Annotated in this window: 13 protein-coding genes and 1 pseudogene; 13 read left to right on the top strand and 1 reads right to left on the bottom strand. The window is 71.2% G+C overall.

Annotated features, from left to right (window positions below; all coding sequences use genetic code 11):
- Window positions 1-64 precede the first annotated feature (64 nt).
- The 13 genes and pseudogenes from V7793_RS03040 (at window position 65) to V7793_RS02980 (ending at window position 17,458) form a co-directional block, all read left to right on the top strand.
- Window positions 65-1,657, top strand: coding sequence for a TIGR02677 family protein (locus V7793_RS03040; RefSeq protein WP_335581305.1), 1,593 nt, complete (start codon window positions 65-67; stop codon window positions 1,655-1,657).
- Complete coding sequence (locus tag V7793_RS03035) at window positions 1,657-2,901, top strand: TIGR02678 family protein (protein ID WP_335581304.1); 1,245 nt, start codon at window positions 1,657-1,659, stop codon at window positions 2,899-2,901. The genes V7793_RS03040 and V7793_RS03035 overlap by 1 nt, the downstream gene beginning before the upstream one ends.
- Window positions 2,898-7,016 (top strand): TIGR02680 family protein, encoded by a 4,119-nt coding sequence (locus V7793_RS03030; RefSeq protein WP_335581303.1) that lies wholly within the window; start codon window positions 2,898-2,900, stop codon window positions 7,014-7,016. Before V7793_RS03035 ends, V7793_RS03030 begins: the two co-directional genes overlap by 4 nt.
- Entirely contained in the window at window positions 7,013-8,251 is a 1,239-nt protein-coding gene (locus V7793_RS03025) for a TIGR02679 family protein (protein ID WP_335581302.1), read from the top strand. Before V7793_RS03030 ends, V7793_RS03025 begins: the two co-directional genes overlap by 4 nt.
- A gap of 114 nt (window positions 8,252-8,365) precedes the next feature.
- Window positions 8,366-10,375 (top strand): glycosyltransferase family 2 protein, encoded by a 2,010-nt coding sequence (locus tag V7793_RS03020; protein ID WP_335581301.1) that lies wholly within the window; start codon window positions 8,366-8,368, stop codon window positions 10,373-10,375.
- Window positions 10,376-10,676: 301 nt separating this feature from the next.
- Window positions 10,677-11,846, top strand: coding sequence for a histidinol-phosphate transaminase (gene hisC / locus V7793_RS03015; protein WP_335581300.1), 1,170 nt, complete (start codon window positions 10,677-10,679; stop codon window positions 11,844-11,846).
- Window positions 11,847-12,066: 220 nt separating this feature from the next.
- Window positions 12,067-13,362: an ATP-grasp domain-containing protein gene (locus tag V7793_RS03010; RefSeq protein WP_335581299.1), complete on the top strand. Its 1,296-nt coding sequence runs from the start codon at window positions 12,067-12,069 to the stop codon at window positions 13,360-13,362.
- A gap of 66 nt (window positions 13,363-13,428) precedes the next feature.
- The gene (locus tag V7793_RS03005; RefSeq protein WP_335581298.1) at window positions 13,429-14,064 is read left to right on the top strand and encodes a hypothetical protein; all 636 of its coding nucleotides are present in this window, start codon (window positions 13,429-13,431) and stop codon (window positions 14,062-14,064) included.
- Between the two features lie 4 nt (window positions 14,065-14,068).
- Window positions 14,069-14,482, top strand: coding sequence for a DUF2000 family protein (locus tag V7793_RS03000; protein ID WP_335581297.1), 414 nt, complete (start codon window positions 14,069-14,071; stop codon window positions 14,480-14,482).
- Window positions 14,483-14,623: 141 nt separating this feature from the next.
- Window positions 14,624-15,037 (top strand): cell division protein SepF, encoded by a 414-nt coding sequence (locus V7793_RS02995; protein WP_058042284.1) that lies wholly within the window; start codon window positions 14,624-14,626, stop codon window positions 15,035-15,037.
- Window positions 15,038-15,061: 24 nt separating this feature from the next.
- Entirely contained in the window at window positions 15,062-16,330 is a 1,269-nt protein-coding gene (locus tag V7793_RS02990; protein ID WP_335581296.1) for an ATP-binding protein, read from the top strand.
- Window positions 16,331-16,367: 37 nt separating this feature from the next.
- Window positions 16,368-16,688, top strand: a pseudogene (locus V7793_RS02985) (nucleotide pyrophosphohydrolase); the annotation flags it as partial.
- 311 nt (window positions 16,689-16,999) lie between these two features.
- Entirely contained in the window at window positions 17,000-17,458 is a 459-nt protein-coding gene (locus tag V7793_RS02980) for a DUF6099 family protein (RefSeq protein WP_335581295.1), read from the top strand.
- Window positions 17,459-17,469: 11 nt separating this feature from the next.
- On the opposite strand, the gene V7793_RS02975 is transcribed toward V7793_RS02980, so the two are convergent.
- On the bottom strand, window positions 17,470-17,673 hold the full coding sequence (locus V7793_RS02975; RefSeq protein ID WP_335581294.1) for a hypothetical protein: 204 nt from the start codon (window positions 17,671-17,673) through the stop codon (window positions 17,470-17,472).
- Between the last annotated feature and the right edge of the window lie 241 nt (window positions 17,674-17,914).

The raw sequence follows: 17,914 nt of genomic DNA, 5'->3' as shown, positions 1-17,914 counted from the left end.
GATCCCGCTGGATCCCTGGCTTTTTCTGTCGGGACCGGTATTCGTCGTACAGAATGACTGGGCGATGACCCCGACGCCCAAGACCCCGCCCCCCACCGGATACGCCCCCTTCGCGCACCTCACCGCGCCCAACGCCGGGCTCTACCGCCGAACGATGCGGACGTTTCTCGCCGCCAAGGAGCGGTTCGCGGTGCACCTGCGGCCCGAGGACGTGTATGCCGCTCTGGCGGGCGGGGAGCGACCGGTCGAACTGGAGGCCGTGGTCAAGGCACTCGACAGCCTCGTGGAGTGGGGGAACCTGCGAGCCGATCCCGATACCGCGCGCGTCACCGCCGTCGAGGACTTCTATCGCAAGAGGTTCGTCTATCAGCTCACCCGGGCAGGGGAGGCTGCGGAGGAGGCGCTGTCCACGTACGACGAGGCGCTCGGCCGGCGTGGAGCGCTGCAGGCGGTGGCTCTGCATGACATCGTCACCCAGCTGCGCGCCTTGCTCGTCCTGGGGGCCGGGGACGAGCTCGACCCGGGCAAGACATACCTCGCACTCGACATGCTGACCAGCCGGTTCGCGGCCCTTGCCGAGAACGCGCGCGCTTTCATGGGCTCCCTGCAGCGCACCATCGACCTGCACGACGTCGAGGAGGAGGTGTTCCTCGCCTACAAGGACCGGCTCATCCAGTATCTGGAGCGGTTCATCCAGGACTTGATCACCCTCGGAGGGCGCACCGCCCAGCTGATCCTGGAACTCGAGGACACCGATGCCATCGGGCCACTGCTCCGGACCGCCGCTGCCCGCGAGGCCGCCGACGCCTCTCCGGAGGATGCGGCGCACGCAGAGCGGGAGGCGTACACGCGGTGGACGGGGCGTTGGGAGGGGCTTGCCGCGTGGTTCATCAGCCGGGACGGGCGCGAGTCGCAGGCACGGTTGCTGCGCGGACGGGCCCTTGGGGCGATTCCTCAGCTCCTGGCGGTAGTACGGGCGCTCAACGAGCGCAGAGCCGGTCGCTCCGACCGTTCGGCCGACTTCCGGACCCTCGCCTGCTGGTTCGCCGAGGCGCCCGACGACGAGGCCAGGCACCGTCTGTGGCGGAGTGCCTTCGGGCTGTACCCCGCCCGCCATCTCACCATCGACGCCGAGACCCTCGCGGACCGCACGGCATGGCCGGTTCCTGCCGCCACGCCGTGGGCCGAATGTGACCCCTTGTTCATCAGCCCGCAGTTACGCCGCACGGGTAGTTACGAACGGCGTGGCAAGACCCGCAAGGTCGAGGACCGCTCCGAGGCGCGCCGTCATCTCGCCGAGATCGCCGCCAAGCAGGGGGCCGAGATCGCCGCGGCCCGTGCCCGGCTCGCCACCGATGGCGTCATCCGGCTTTCCGCGCTGGGGGAACTCGACCCTCTCGCCTTCGGTCTGTTTCTTCAGCTCCTGGGTGATGCCCTGGCCACGTGGCGGCCCGGCATGACCCGCACGTCGGCCACCAGCAACGACGGCTCCATGGAGATCCGTCTCACGGAGCTCGGGGACGGGATGATCGCGGAGATCACCACCCCCGGCGGCAGGTTCCGCGGCCCTGATCACGCTGTTGAGATCGTCGACCTGACGGAGACCGCCCCGGAGACCGACCCGGAGACCGACGTGACGGATGAGGACAGCAGGTGATGAGCACTCCACTCCCCGAGGTGCTGGACGGGCAGCACGCCGCAGATCTGCGCAAGGCCGCCCGGGCTCTGCTCAAACAGCCGCTCCTGCTCGCCCACGGTCCGCACTCCGACGACTTCCGGCTCGTCCGTCGCCATGCTCCGGAACTGCGGGAGTGGTTCGACCGCAACACCGGCTGGTCCCTTCAGGTAGGTCCTGAGGCGGCCCGGCTGCGGAAGGTCCCCGGCACCCTTATCGGCCCGGCACACCCTGCTCGTGAGGCCGGCCGGTCCGGTGCCCCCTTCACCTGTCGCCGCTACGTTCTGCTCTGCCTGGCCCTTGCCGTCCTTGAGCGAGGAGAGGCGCAGGTCGCGCTGGGCCGTCTCGCCGACCACATTCTCCTGGACGCTGCAGATCCTCGGCTCACGGCCGCCGGAATCCACTTCACCCTGGACCGGCGCGACGAGCGCCTCGACCTCGCCGCAGTCGTACGGTTCCTGCTGAAGCTCGGAGTTCTGCGGCGCGTCGCCGGAGACGAGGAGGCGTATGTCAGCGGGGCGGGAGATGTGTTGTACGACGTCGAGCGGCGCGTATTGGCGGGCCTGCTCGTCACTCGCCGAGGGCCCTCGACGGTCCACGTCGGCTCCTTTGAGGAACGCCTCGCCGAACTGGTCGCCGAAACCGCCCTGGACAGCGACGAGCTGCGGTTTCGCGCGATGCGTCGCTCACTGACCCGTCGTCTGCTCGACGATCCGGTGCTCTACTACGACGAGTTGACGGACGCGGAACTGGCCTATCTCACCCGGCAACGAGGCTTCCTCATCGCCCGCATCACGGAACTGACCGGACTCGTCGCCGAAGTACGGGCCGAGGGCATCGCCATGGTCGACCCCGAAGACGACCTGACCGATGTCCGCATGCCCGAACAAGGAACGCACGGCCACATCACCCTCCTGCTCGCCGAGCACCTCGCGGCTGCCGACGGTCCCGTCACCACCGACGATCTCCAGCGCAAGGTCCGTGACCTTGCCGTCGAGCACGGCGGCTTCTGGGCCAAGTCGGCCAGGGAACCGGGTGCGGAGGGGGAACTGGTCGAACAGGCGCTCGCCAAGCTCGCCTCCCTCGCGCTCATCTCCCGTCAGAGCGGCACGGTCGTGCCACGCCCGGCTCTCGCCCGGTACGCCGTCGGCAAGACGGTCGTACACGAGTCCGCCACCCGTCGCACTACGTGTATGCCTCAGCAGCGAAAGGCGAACCAGAGTTGACCGCCCTTCCCATCCCCTCGCGCACTCGTTGGCAGCCGTTGCGCATCGGACTAGTCGACCTCTTCCACTATGACGTGGAAGAGTTCCACTTCCGTGACGGCCGCCTCCTGCTCCGTGGCAACAACGGCACCGGGAAGTCCAAGGTTCTCGCCCTGACACTGCCCTTCCTGCTGGACGGAGACCTCACGCCGCGTCGCGTCGAGCCCGACGGCGACCCGGGTAAGCGCATGGAGTGGAATCTGCTCCTCGGCGGCGAACACCCGCACTCCGAACGGCTCGGCTACACGTGGATCGAATTCGGCCGGCGGGACGAGGTGAGTGGCGAAGAGCGCTTTCGTACCCTCGCCTGCGGCCTCAAGGCCGTCGCCGGGCGCGGTATCGCCCGCCACTGGTACGCGGTCACCGATCAGCGCATCGGCCGGGAGCTCAGCCTGCTCGATCCCACGGGCACCGCCTTGTCCCGCGACCGGCTCGCCGAGGCGATCACTGGGCACGGCATGGTGTACGACCAGGCCAAGGCCTACCGAAGGGCCGTCGACGAGGCGCTGTTCGGACTCGGCGAGCAGCGCTACGCAGCCCTCGTCGACCTGCTCATCCAGCTTCGCCAGCCCCAGTTGTCCAAGCGTCCCAACGAGGCCGCCCTCTCCCGGGCCCTGACCGAAGCCCTGCCGCCCATGGACCAGGCGGTCATCGCCGACGCGGCCGAGTCGTTCCGCTCCTTGGACGAGGAGAAGGAGGAACTGCGGGCCGCCACCGAGGCCGAGCACGCCGCCTCTGCGTTCCTGGACCACTACCGACGCTACGCCCGCATCGCCACCCGCCGCCGGGCACGTCTGCCGCGCAGTGAGCACTCCCGCTACGAGCGGCTGCAGCGGGACCTCGCAGAGGAACAGACGCACAAGGCCCGCGCGGAGGAGGAAAGGGCGGCTGCGGAGAGACGGGTCGCTGCCCTGGAGGAGGCCTCGACCCGCCTGCGGGCCCAGGACGCCGCCCTGCGCGAAGGCCCCGAGATGCGCAGCGCCCGCGAGCTGGAGCAGGTGGCCGCAGCAGCGGACCGCACGGCTCGGGCGCAGGAGCGCGCGGCAGCCGACCGCGAACAGGCTGCACGGCTCCACGCGCGGGCACTGGAGAGGCTCGGCGCCGCCGAGAACCGGCTCGCCGTGGCGCGGCACCGGGCCGAAGGTGTCCTCGACCGCGTCCAGGGGGCGGCCGGGGAAGCCCGCCTCTCGCTGCCGGACGAACCCACCCGGGAAGAGTCCGAGGAGACGGTGGAACGTCGGCGGCGCACCCTCGATCTCGTCGAGCGCTTGGCGAACGAGGCCGACCGGGCGCTGGCCGAGCGGCACGCGGCAGCCGGGCGGCTCGACGAGGCGGAGGCCGATCTCGCGCTCGCGGCCGAGGCGCAGAACCGGGCGGAGGAGGCCGTGGCGGCCGCCGGCCAGGAGCTCGTGGATGCCGTACGCGACCATGCCCGCGCATGCCAGGAACTGACCTATCCGGACCCGGTCGGCCTCCTCGACGAGGTCCAGGACTGGGTGCGCCACCTCGACGGGCCTTGCCCGGCCCGTACCTACGCCGCACGGGCCCACAACTCCGCTTCGGTGGAGCTGGCCGACGTGGCGGCAGGTCTGGTACACCGCAGTACGGAGCTCGCGGATCGCCGTCAGGACGGGGAACGGGAACTGGCCGTACTCGAAGCCGGAGGCCAGCGGGGTCCCGAGGCCCCCTACACCCGTACCCGGGGACTGCGTGAGGGCACACCCGGGGCGCCGCTGTGGCGGCTGGCGGACTTTCGCGAGGCGCTCGGGGCCACCGAGCGCGCAGGTCTTGAAGCGGCGCTGGAGGCTTCCGGACTGCTGGACGCCTGGGTGTGCCCTGACGGTCACGTCCTCGGTGGTGACGGGCACGACGTGCTGCTCGAACCACAGACCGGGCCTGTGCCGGGGCCGTCGCTGGCCGACGCGCTGCGCCCTGCCGTGGATCACGGTGACGAGCGGGCAGCGGCGATCGACGAGGACACGGTGGCGCGGCTGCTCGCGGCGATCGGTCTTGGCGGGGGCGATGCCCATGCCGTTCGGCCGGCGGGCGAGGGCGCTGACACCTGGGTGGCACCGGACGGACGATTCCGCGTCGGCGCGCTGACCGGCAAGTGGTCGAAGCCCGCTGCCGAATATCTCGGGGAAGGGGCCCGTGAACAAGCCCGGCGATCCGGCATCGCCACCTTGCGGGCCGAGCTCGCCGTGCTCCAGGACGAGTCCGCGGCCGTGACCGCCCAGGCGGAGGCCAACGCCGTGCGTCGCCGCAAGCTCGATGCCGAACTGGCCGCCGCACCTGATGACGCTCCTCTCCGGCAGGCATACGCCCGTGTGTCGGCGGCCGCCGACACCGTCCGTCGGGACCGCGGCCGACGCGACGAACGGGCCGCCGGCTTCACCGAGGCCGCCCGGACGGCGGAGCACGCCGCGGTCGAACTCGACACGACCGCAACGGACCTGGGTCTGCCCGCCGACCGGACCGAACTAGCCGCTGTACGCCAGGCCCTCACCGACGTCGCCCTCGCGTTCGCCGCCCTGTGGCCCGCTCTGCGGGAGCGCACCGAGGCGGCCCGGCAGGCAGGGGAGGAGCGCGACGAGGCCGAACAGGCGGGGCAGCGGACCGCGGAGTACGCGTTGCGCGCCGAGGAAGCGGCCCGCGAGGCCGCCGCAGCGGGCGAGCGTCACAGCACCCTCCGCTCCACAGTCGGCGCTGCCGTCGCCGAACTGGAACGACGCCTCGCCGAGACCGCCCGCTCCCTCCGCGATTGCGGCACCGAGCAGCGGCGTGTCCGCGACCAGCACACGGACGCGGACCGGCGGGCCAGCCGCGCCGAAGGCCGCATCGAGCAGCTGGAACGGGGGCTCGCCGAGGCTACCGCCGCCCGCGCCGAAGCGGTCGCGGCCCTCCAGCGGTTTGCCACCACAGGTCTGATCGCGATCGCGCTGCCCGACCTCGCCGTGCCGGCGGTGGGCGAGGCCCCGTGGGCAGCCACCCCCGCCATCGCCCTCGCCCGCTCCATCGAGACCGAATTGTCCAGAACCGATGACTCCGACGGCGCTTGGGAGCGGGTGCAGCGGCATCTCAGCGAAGAGCTCAAGACCCTTCAAGACGCCCTCTCCCGGCACGGGCACACCGCGTCCGCCCGTATGGTCGAGGACGGCATGGTCGTCGACATCGTGTACCAAGGCCGCGAACGCGCCGTGCCCGACCTCGCCGAGGCACTCGCCGCAGAGGTCCGCGAGCTCACCCGCATCCTCTCCGCCCACGAGCGGGAGATCCTCGAAACCCACCTCATCACCGAGGTGGCGGGCACCCTGCAGGAGCTGATCGGCACGGCCGAACGGCAGGTACGGGCCATGAACGACGAGCTGGAGGAACGGCCCACGTCCACGGGCATGAAGCTGCGCCTGGTGTGGCGGTCGTCGCGCAAGGCCCCGGCGGGTCTCGACCGGGCGCGTGAACGCCTGCGCCAGTCCGCGGATGCCTGGTCACCGGAGGACCGTGCGGCAGTCGGTGAGTTCCTGCAGTCGCAGATCGCCCGGCAGCAGGCCGGCGATGCCGCCGGCAGCTGGCTCGAACACCTCACCGCCGCCCTCGACTACCGTTCCTGGCACGAATTCGGCATCGAGCGTCACCAACAGGGCCGATGGGTCCCGGCCACCGGGCCCGCCTCGGGCGGTGAACGCGTCCTCGCCGTGTCGGTACCCCTGTTTGCGGCCGCGTCCTCGCACTACGCGAGCGCGGGGAGCCCGTACGCCCCGCGTCTGGTCACCCTCGACGAGGCGTTCGCCGGTGTCGACGACGACTCGCGCGCCAAGTGCCTGGGCCTGCTGCACGCCTTCGACCTGGACGTGGTGATGACCAGCGAACGGGAGTGGGCCTGCTATCCGCAGGTGCCCGGCATCGCCATCGCACAGCTCTCGAGGGTCGACGGAGTGGCAGCGGTCCTGGTCACCCGCTGGGAGTGGGACGGCAGTGCGCGACGGCGCGGCGGGGATCCGGCACCGGACCCGTCAGCAGCACCGGCCCACGGCCGGGAAGCGGCCGAGGCGGGCAGCCAGGAACCCCTGTGGGCGTGAACTCCTCACAGCCCTGCGGGGTCGACTCCGGACGCCTGCACAGCCTTCTCGGCGCTCCTGAGCTGGTCTGGCTGGTGGAGCGCGTACGCCGCCGCCTCGAGCGGGAGCAGCCGCTCACCGGGCCCGTCTCACTTGCCGCTCCCACGGAGGACCAGCGAGCGGCCGTCGAGCGACTGCTGGGGCGCCCCCCGAGGGCCGGCCGGACCTTGTCCGTACGGCTCGACGCCGTGGACGCTGTCCTGCGTCGCTCCGGCATCAGCCCCGATGGTCTCGCGGTGGCCGTCACGACCCTCACCGGGGCCGTCACCCCCCTCAGCCAGGTTCACCGCGACGAGTCCTACGCCTGGCGGGAGGCGTACGCCCCGCTTGAGGCCCTCGGCCACGACCACCCGCACTTCGCTGCATGGGTCGCCCGGCTGCGCACCGAGGGTCTCGTACGGCGTCTCGCGCGCACTCCCGACGTCGCGCAGAAACTGCTCGCCGACACCGCACGGGCACTCCGCGAACTCCCGGCCGCCCCTGCCCTGTCCCTGCCCGCCTTCTCCGCCCGGGTGCTGGGCAGCGCGCACGCGCTGGACGACGGCACGCCCCTGTCCACCCTCACACTGTCGGGCATCCGCGCCCTCAACGGCCTTGCCAATGGCAGCGGAGCCGCATGGCGGCGTGACGTGTGGGCGTCGGCAGGCTTGCTGCGCGACGAGTTGTCATCGACAGTCCTCACCCTGAACCTACGCGGTAACACCGCCCTCGACTGGATGGCCGACGCGGGGGAGCCCTGTGTGCTCACCCTCCGGCAACTCACCCACCGGCCGCCTTCACCGGCACCGCGGCAGGTACGGATCTGCGAGAACCCCGCCGTCCTGGCGGCTGCCGCAGACGCCCACGGCGCGGACTGCCCACCCCTGGTCTGCCTCCAGGGCCAGCCGTCCGCTGCTGCCCACGCCCTCCTGCGTCACCTTCACGAAGGCGGCGCGAGGCTCCTTTACCACGGCGACTTCGACTGGGGCGGGCTGCGAATCGCGACTGTGCTGCTGCGAAGCGTGCCCTGGCGCCCTTGGCGGTACACGGCTACCGACTATCGCGCCATGGTCGCCCGCACCCCGTCGTTGCCGCCGCTGACGGGCAAACCCACTGAGGCACCCTGGGACCCCGCTCTGGCGCCGGCCCTCAACGAGCTCGGAGTGCGCGCCGAGGAGGAGACGGCCCTGGACACCCTCCTCGCGGACCTGGCGTGACCATGCCTGCACATGCTGCTTCGCCCCGGCCCCGGACGGCTTCCGCGAACACTGATTCGATGCCTCCTATACCCTGAAACAACACCCTGGACTGCAGGAACGGAGCTCCTCGCCATGTCTCGGCCTCGGCCTGACGTCACGGTCATCATCGCCGCGTACAACGCCATGCCGTACGTGACCGGCAGTGTCGGTTCCGTTCTGGAGCAGTCGCTCGGGGGCGACCGGATCGAGTTGATCGTGGTCGACGACGGGTCCACGGACGGTACGGCTGCCGAGCTGGACCGGATCGCGGAGCAGGCCGGGCCGGGGATGCGGGTCGTTCATCAGGCTAATTCCGGGGGGCCCGCGGGGCCGCGGAATCTTGGGCTCGAGCAGGCCACCGGGCGCTATGTGTACTTCCTCGACGCGGACGACCGGATCGGGCCCGAGGCCCTGGAGCGCATGGTCGCGGCGGCGGACGAGAACGGGTCCGACGTCGTGCTCGGGCGGATCGTGGGGGAGGGCGGGCGCCGGGCGCCTCAGTCGATGTTCCGGCGGAACCAGCCCAAAACCGATGTTTTCGCCTCCCGGGTCTACTGGACGCTCAACCCCATGAAGCTGTTCCGCCGCGAGCTGATAGACCGGCTCGGGCTGCGCTTCGACACCGGGCTGTCGATCGGCGAGGACCAGCCGTTCGTCGCCACCGCCTACCTCCAGGCCGCCGCGATATCCGTCGTCGCCGACTACGACTGCCTCTACTGGGTCGCGCGCGAGGACGGGAACAACATCACCGCGCAGGAGCACGGCGCGCGGATGCGAATAGACCTCTTCCGGATGATGGCGGGCCTCGTCGCCGAGCACGTGCCGGCCGGCCCCGGCCGCGACACGCTGATGCACCGGCACTTCGCCGTCGAGCTGCGCGACGCCGTCCTCCAGCTGAGCCGCGAGCCGCAGCGGGACGTCCAGGACAAGCTGCTGCACGAGCTGTCCGACCTGGTCACGCTGCACTGGAGCGAGGGCCTGGGCGCGCGCCTGCCCGCCGTGGTCCGCCTGCGCTGCCACCTCATCCGCCACAGGCTTCTCGACGAGCTCCTCACCCTCGTCCGCTGGGAGCTCGACCGGGGCGCCGCCAGCTACGGCATCACCACCCTCGCCGCCACCGCCGCCGCGCTCCCGGACCTCCTGGTCGAGGGCGGTCGCGCCTACGCGCTCCACCCCTACTTCCGCGACTCCACGCTCAACATCCCCGACGACTGCTACGACATCACGGACGAGCTGCGCGCCCGCCACCGCGTCGACTCTGCGGAGATCAACACCGCCGGGCTGCGCCTCACGGGGCACGCCTACATCCACCGCATAGCCACGCGCGACGTCACCACCGAGCTCGTCCTCCGCAAGCGCGGCACGGACACGGAGCACCGCCTCCCCGTTCACCACACCGCCACCCCGGGCCTGGGCGCCGAGGAGGACGGCGGTCTGCACGACTACGACGTCGCCGGGTACGACGCGACGATCGATCTCGCGTCGCTGACGGCCGGCATGTGGGACATCTCGCTCGCCGTGGGCGCCCAGGGCATCGTCAAGGACGCCCGCCTCGGCAGCAGCCGCGCGGAGTCCGTGACGACCGCGACGACGATGCTCGTCACGGACGCGGGCACAGCGGTCGCCCTCTTCACCACCAAGCCCTACGGCAACCTCACGCTCGACGTCGGCGAGACCCGCCACCGCGTACTGCCGCGCCTGCGCGTCACCGGCGCGAAGTGGTCGGCCACCGGCCCCGCCACCCTCGCCGTGAGCGGGCGCTGCACGCTGGAGAGCCTGCCCGGGGGCGCGCTGACGGTGCGCGCCAAGGGTCCGAAGGGCGCCGAGCAGACGGTCCCGGTCGAACCCTCGGCCTCCGACGGCACCTTCACGGTGCAGGTGCCCTGCACGACCGCCGGGGAGTGGGAGCTGACGCTCCGCCTCGCCGTGGCCGGCAAGGAGTGGTCCGTTCCCGTACCCCCGCAGGCGTCGCTGAAGCCGGCGCGCTGGCAGCGGCTCGGACTGCCCTGGTACGCGAAGCCGCTGCCGGGACGGGACGTGCTGACGCTGCGCGTCGGGCGCGTGGAGCTTCTGAAGGCCGTACGGGGGCGGCTGAAGCGATGAAGCGGCGCCAGTAGGCCTGCGGTCCTGCGGTCCTGCGGCCCTGCGGTCCGAGCGTCCGCGGGCCCGCGGATCGGAGGCCTCCGGCGGCTCGGTTTTCGCCCGCAAATCCCGACCCCATCCGCTGACCTGCGGATCTTTACAGTTCTTTGCTACCCCCGGGAGCCGCCCGGGCCTCGGTCACCCTCCGTGCTCACGTAGTGTTGATCTTGGTCGGGCGGTCCTTCGGCCACAGCTCCGCCCTGTGCCTCGTACCGGGCGAGGGGCGGCCGGGACCGCGTCGTGTCCAAGAAGGGGGAAGCACGTGGGGGAGTTAGGGCCCAAGCTGCGGGCGGCGCTGGAGGGGGTGCCGGCGAGCAAGCCGCGGAGCTCTGCGGGTGTTCCTGCGGGTGTTCCTGCGGGCGTTCCTGCGGGGGTTCCTGCGGGAGTTTCTGCTGAAGCACCCGGGGCGCAGCGGCTCCAGCAGCCGCAACCGGTGTACAAGCTGTCCGCGAACGAGAATCCGTATCCGCCGTTGCCCGGCGTGATCGAGCGGGCCGTGGCCGGGGCACAGGGGATCAACCGCTATCCGGACCTGTGGTGCGGGGAGCTGACGCGCGAGCTTGCCGCGCGCTTCGACGTGCCGGAGGCGCACATCGCGACCGGTACCGGCTCGGTCGGCGTCACCCAGCAGCTGCTGCAGATCACCGCGCAGCCCGGGGATGAAGTCCTCTACGCCTGGCGGTCCTTCGAGGCGTATCCCGTCCTCACCCACATCGTGGGCGCCCGTCCCGTCGAGGTGCCGCTGGCCGCGGGCGAGGTGCACGACCTCGACGCCATGGCCGCGGCCATCACCGGGCGCACCCGCCTCATCTTCGTCTGCAACCCCAACAACCCGACCGGCACCATAGTGCGCCGGGCGGAACTGGAGCGCTTCCTCGACCGGGTGCCCTCCGACGTCCTCGTCGTCCTGGACGAGGCGTACATCGAGTTCGTGGCGGACGAGGACTTCCCGGACGGCATCGAGGTCTACCGCGATCGTCCCAACGTCTGCGTCCTGCGCACATTCTCCAAGGCGTACGGCCTGGCCGGCATGCGCGTGGGCTTCGCCGTCGCGCACGAACCCGTGGCCGCCGCCCTGCGGAAGACGGCGGTCCCCTTCGGCGTGACGCAGTTCGCGCAGGATGCCGCCGTCGCGTCGCTACGGGCCGAGGCCGGGATGCGGGAGCGCGTGGAGGCCCTCACCGCCGAACGGCAGCGGGTGAGCGCGGCGCTGGCGGAACAGGGCTGGGCCCTGGAGCCGTCGCACGCCAACTTCGTCTGGCTGCGGACGGGGGAGCGCACGGACGGCTTCGCCGAGCTGTGCGAGCGGGAGGGGATCCTGGTGCGGGCCTTCAGCGGCGAAGGCGCGCGCATCAGCCTGGGGGAGCCCGCCGCGAACGATCGGTTCCTTTACGTCGCCGAGCGTTTCCGTAAGGAGTTGCAGGGCCGGTAGCCGGCCCGCATTTCCCGGGAATTCCTTCCCTTCTCGTTGTCCCGGCCTGCTGCCCGCCTTAATTGCCGCAGGCCGGAACACGCCTGCCCGAAATCAAGGGAAGTGCCTTACGAGAAGCCCCTTTTCTGTGACATCCGCCACCGTTGACTGATCCCGGTGACTCGATCAAGGATTGGCGAATACGAGTGCGAATGCACGGAGATCGGTACGGGAGGATTCCTTGGGCACCCACCAGGATGTGCGCCGGCAGCGGAATGTGATTCTGGTCGACAGTTACGAGACTGCCGAGCACGGAGTTCCGCAGACGGCCCGCCACATCGCCCCGGCTTTCATCCGTGCCGGATATTCGTGCGTGCGCGTCCAGAGTTCCGCGAATCCGCCCGCCGTCTACGCGTCCTCGCGCCCCGCGCTGGAGAACTACGTCGCCAACCTCGTGCACGACGGCGACCTCGCCCGGACGGTCGCGGAACTGCGCGCCTACGACCCGGTGGCCGTGGTGCCCGGCGGTGAGTACGGCGTGGCGTTCGCCGACGTGCTGAGCGAGGCCCTCGGCCTGCCCACCAACGGGACCGCCCTCAGCCGGGCCCGCCGGGACAAGGCCGAGATGGCGGAGACCGTACGCCGGGCGGGCCTGCGCACGGCGGAGCAGCTGCGGGCGGAGAGCGAGCAGGAGCTCGTGGACTGGCACCGCAAGCTCGGGGGCCGGATCGTCGTCAAGCCGCTCTCCAGCGCGGGCGGCGACGGGGTCGCGTTCTGCGACACCCCGGAGCAGTCGGCGGCGGCGTTCCGCCGCATCGTCGGCGCGGACGACATCTTCTCGCGCCCCAACACCGCCGTGCTGGCCCAGGAGTACCTGGTCGGAACCGAGTACATCGTCAACACGGCGAGCCTGGACGGCGCCCACCACGCCGCCGAGATCTGGCGCAGCTCGCGCTTCAGCGTCAACGGCATCCGTGACCTGTCGGGCGCCTGCTACATCGTCCCGCGCCGCGGCGAGGTGCAGGACCAGCTGGTCGAGTACGCCTTCGGGGTGCTCGACGCGCTGGGCATCCGGCACGGTCCGGCCCACGTGGAACTCAAGATGACTCCGGACGGCCCGTGCCTCATCGAGGCCGGCGCGCGGCTGTCCGGCGGCGACCTGCCGCACTACGCGCGGCTGGCGGCGGGCGAGTCCCAGCTCGACTGGGCCGTCGACGCCTACGTACGGCCCAAGCGCTTCCTGGCGCGCCGGGGGGAGCCGTACGAGATAGACCGGTACTTCGCCTGGGTGGCGCTGATCTCGCCGGTTGCCGGGCGGCTCAAGAGGTACCGGAGCACCGAAGAAATCCGTTCACTGGAGAGCTTCCGCGAAATGTGGGAGCTGGTCCGGCCGGGGGAGGAGATTGTGCCGACCGTGGATGACACCACTTACCCCGTCATCATCAATCTGATGCACGAGGTGGAAGAAGTAGTGCAGCGCGACATGGGAACGATCCGATATCTGGACGGGGCGGGATTCTATGAACTCGAGGGATGACCACCGGCTCCGTCCGCCGGTTAGCCCGACGGTTCACCTGAACGACGTCCCCGAGGAGCGCACGCCGTGACCACGCAGACCGTAGACCTGAATGCAGCTGTAAATGCAGTTGACGAAATGATGGCGGCGGCTTCTTTCAGCGCCTACATCGACACGGCCACCCGCTACGCCTCCGTGGCCACGCTCGCCGACGACCCGGCGGGGCTCACGTGCAGTGTCACCGTGGGCACGCGCTGGGCGGCGACGGGCAAGGCGAGCCGGCTGCTCGGCTACCCCTCCTTCGAGGAGGCCGCCGCATCGGTGAAGGACGGCCGGAACGACGCGCTGCTCGTGGCCGGCGCCTACCCGGAGATCCGCACGTTCTTCTTCGACCCCGAACTGCGGGCCGTGGAGGCGTTCGTCGGCCCGCTGCCGGACATGGTCTTCGCCGCCCCGCCGCAGGACGCGGACCTGGAGCGGTTCGAGGTCGTCCACTACCACCCGGCGACCAGGAAGCTCTTCGAGTCGCGCGTGAGCGGGCGGACCGGGGAGTCCTTCCACGCCACCTCGAACAGCGCCGCCTGCAAGGCCGCCCTGGCCCACGGCGGCCGTGCCGCCGCCATCACCAACGCCACCTGTGCGGAGCACTACGGGCTGAAGGTCATCGAGGTGCTCTCCGCGGGCACCCCCATGAGCTTCGTCGTCTTCGAGCGGAGAAAATAACCGGATGTCAGAACTCCTCCGTACGGTGATCGCCGTCGACAAGTCCCTGGAAGCGGGCGCTGTCGCCAACGCGACCGCCATCGTGATGGGCCAGCTGGCCCGCGTCGACTCCAGGATCTACGCGGACGACGTGCGGGACGGCGACGGGGTGCACCACGCCGGCATCCGCTTCAACACCGTCGTCCTCTCGGGCCGCACCAGTCACCTCCTGCAACTGGCCGAGTCCGCCCGGGCGGAGGGGCTCGCCCCGGTGGTGTTCACCACCCGCGGGCAGGCGCTCAGCAACAGCTTCGACGACTACCGGGCCATGGTCGAAGGGGCTTCCTCCGGGGAGCTCGGCGTCTGCGCGGTGGGCGTCGTCGGCGAGGACGCCGGCATCCGGGCGCTGACGAAGCGCTTCAGCGTCTACAAGGGCTGACCCGCCCGCCCCATGCGGGTGCGCCGGACGGACCGTAACGGCCGTCCGGCGCTCAGGCGTGTCATTGGTCCTGACGGGTGACGATTGTCCCTAGGATTGTGGGATGCATATAGCGAGCACGTTCCCCGGAGGGGTGAGCCGGTGAACAGGTCCGAGGCCACCGACGAGCAGTGGGAGGGTCTGGCCGAGGTCGTCCCGCTCCGTGGTCACCACGCATGGCCGTCATGGCCCAACCACAGGGCTCTGCCCGAGGACGAGCAGCAGCCCGATCCCAACCAGCGGCGCATGGTCGTGCTGCGGGTCCAGGTCTTCGCGGACGCCCGCGAGGTCGCCGAGCACCTGATGGCCCGGGTGCCGGTCCTGCTGGACCTCACCGGCGCCGACACGGACGTCGCCAAGCGCATCCTCGACTTCTCCAGCGGCGTCGTCTTCGGCCTGGGCAGCGGCATGCACCGGGTCGACACGAACGTCTTCCTGCTGGCCCCGGAAGGGACGGAGGTGGCGTCGGGATACCCCGATCGTAGGAAAAGTGATCAGCCGAAACGGTTTGGCTGAATATCTGTCACATACGGTCCGGGCATGGACACACGCTGTGCCCGACCGGACACTCTTCCCGCCGTCGCTTCCGCCACTTCCGCTGCTTCCGCTGCTCCCGTCTCTTCCGCTCCTGCCCCCGTTCCTTCCGGAGGGCAGCGCCCCGCGGTGACCGAGTTACGGCTCTCCGCCTTCAAGTCCCACCGCAACGCCGTCTTCGCGCTCGGCCCGCTCACCCTCTTCCGGGGCCCGAGCGGCAGCGGCAAGTCCAGCGCCCTCCAGGCCTACGGGGCCCTCGCCCGGCTCGCCGGAGGCGACACCCTGGAGGAAGCCCTAGCCACTGTCGACGGCGGCCCAGCGGCCTGCGTCCCGCTGCAGGCCCGCCCCGACGCGCAGGGCCGGCGCGGCTTCCGCATCGGCTGCACCGTCGGAGGGCCCCTGGGCCCCGTCCGCCTCGACGTCGCCGTCCAGGCCGAACCCGAGCTGCGCATCGTGGGCGAACGGATGACGGCCGCCGGCCGCACCCTGCTCTCCACGGCCCTGCGCGATCCCGGCCGCCGCGCCGTCGAGGCCGCCTGGCATACGGCCGGCGCCGTTCCCGTCACCCGCGCACCCCTGCCGGATGACCGGCTCGGGACCGCTCTGCTGCCCCTGCGCGTCGCGGGCAAGACCGCCGGTCAGCGCCTCGTCCTCGACGCCGCCGAACAGGTCGTCGTGGCGCTGCGCTCCGTCTTCGCCTGCGACCCCCGCCCCGAGCTCATGCGGCTGCCCGCCGCCGCGGGCGACGGGCGGCTGCGCGGATCCTGCGACAACGCCGCGGCGGTCCTCGGCCGTACGCGCCACGAGTGCGCGACCCGCCACGCGGCGCTCGTGGCGGCGGTGGGCGCGGGGTGCCGGGTGCCCGTGGACGAGCTGGCGGTGCGGGAACTGGGTGACGGTCTCGTGACGGCTCTGCTGGAGCGGCGGTCCGGGGCGGCGACGCCCCTGGAGCGGCTGGGGGACGGCGAGTTGCGCTACCTCGCCCACTGCCTCGTGCTGATGACCGGTCCGGGGGTGCTGGACATGGACCCCGCCGCCGAGGTGCTGCAGGCGCGGCAGACCCTCACCGTCCTGGCGGACGGCTTCGACCGCTGCTTGGACGCGCGGCAGGCGCGCGAGCTGCTCGGCCTGGCGGTGCGGATGGGGGAGCGGGGGCACGTCCGGCTGGTGGCGGCGGTACGAGGGGGCGCGGAGCCCTCGGATCCGGCGGCGGATCCGGCGGCGGATCCGGCCCTGCCGGGAATCTCGGTGGTAGATCTTGGGGGTGAATCCTGAACACCGAGAAGAGGGACGCGGCGGCGGAGAGGGCGAGCTGCAGGTGCTGCAGCGCCGCCTGGCCGACTTCGCGGCGGCGCGCCGCTGGCTTCCCTACCACACGCCCAAAAACCTTGTTGCCGCCCTGAGTGTCGAGGCGTCCGAACTGGTTGAAATCTTCCAGTGGTTGACGCCGGAGGAGTCGGCGCAGGTGATGAAGAGCCCGGGAACCGCCGCCCGGGTCGAGGACGAGGTCGCGGACGTGCTGGCGTATCTCCTGCAGTTCTGCCAGGTGCTGGGCATCGACCCGGCGGCGGCCCTCTCCGCGAAGATCGAGCGCAATGAGCAACGGTTCCCGCTGCCCGACCAACCGGCTGAGTCGGACTGTCCGGCCGAGTCAGGCCATCCGGCCGAGTCAGGCCATCCGGCCGAGTCGGACCAACCGGCCGAGTCGGACCGTCAGGGTCGGCCGTCTCAAGCCGACCGTCCGGACCAAGACGCTCCGAAGACGCCAGATCGTCACTCTCCGGAGTGATTGAGTTATCCACACCCCATCTGGTATCCACAGATTTCTGAATTCCCCTGGCGTTTCCGGCGGTTAGTCATCACTCTGGGTAGTGAGCCGGTGTGGGCACGGCGCAGTCGGAAGCGCAGTTGAAGGCGCAGTCGGGAAGATGGGGGATTCAGGCCATGGATGCAGTGCGGCTCATCGGAGCCACCCGGACGGCCCTGGCGCAGGCCAGGGCCGTCCACGACATCGTCACCGAGGCATGGCAGACACAGGCGCTGGCGGGAGCGGTCGGCGGCCATCTCGCGGTGCACGGGCCCTTCGAGGCCCGCGCCGCCGCGGGAAGTCTGAGCGAGGCCGGCACGCGCGCGTCCGGCGCGCTGCGTCACACGCTGCGCGCCGGAGCGATACGGGCCGGGCAGCTCACCGAAGTGCGCGACCCCTGGGGCGCGTTGGCGGGGCTCTGCGGGCTCCTCGGCGAGGTGGGCATCGCCCTGGTGGGTGTCGCCTGCTCCTCCGGCGAGGACGCCATGTACTGGCAGTGCATAGAGGCGATCGACGCCGCCGACGAGACGAGCGACAGGGTCCGCTGGTTACAGAGACGGCTCGCGTCGCGCGAGCGGGAGGGTGGTGCCGCGTGAGGCGCGGGCGGTCAGCGGGCATCCCCTCCGTCGACGGACGCCGGGCGTCCGTCGCGCGGCTGCAGATCGGCGTCGAGCTGCGACAGATCGGCGTTGAGCGCGGCCATCAGCTCCTCCATCTGCTGCAGCAGGCCCTTGGGCTCGCCGGCCTCGCCCTGCTGCCGGGCGGCGGGCTGGGCGGGCACCGTTTCGTCGGGCACGGCTTCCTGGGTCATCGCGGCCTCCTCGGCCCCGGCCCTCCCGGTGCGGGAGAGCGGTGTTGCGGTCGTCGCCTCCGGCAGAGCACACCGGTGCGCGGGCCGGGCGGTCCGGCTCCGCCCGAGCCAACGACCACCGGCCGCGGCGGACACTGGCCGGGGCTCACCCGTCCGGCGGGGGCGACGGAATTTCACCCGACCGGGGTGGGTGGACCGGGGCAGGGCACGGTCGGTTGACGCGCGTGCGGCAGTGCAGGAT

The sequence above is a fragment of the Streptomyces sp. KLMMK genome (assembly GCF_036961605.1).
GTDB lineage: Bacteria > Actinomycetota > Actinomycetes > Streptomycetales > Streptomycetaceae > Streptomyces > Streptomyces telluris.
This window is presented reverse-complemented; position numbering and strand designations above follow the sequence as displayed.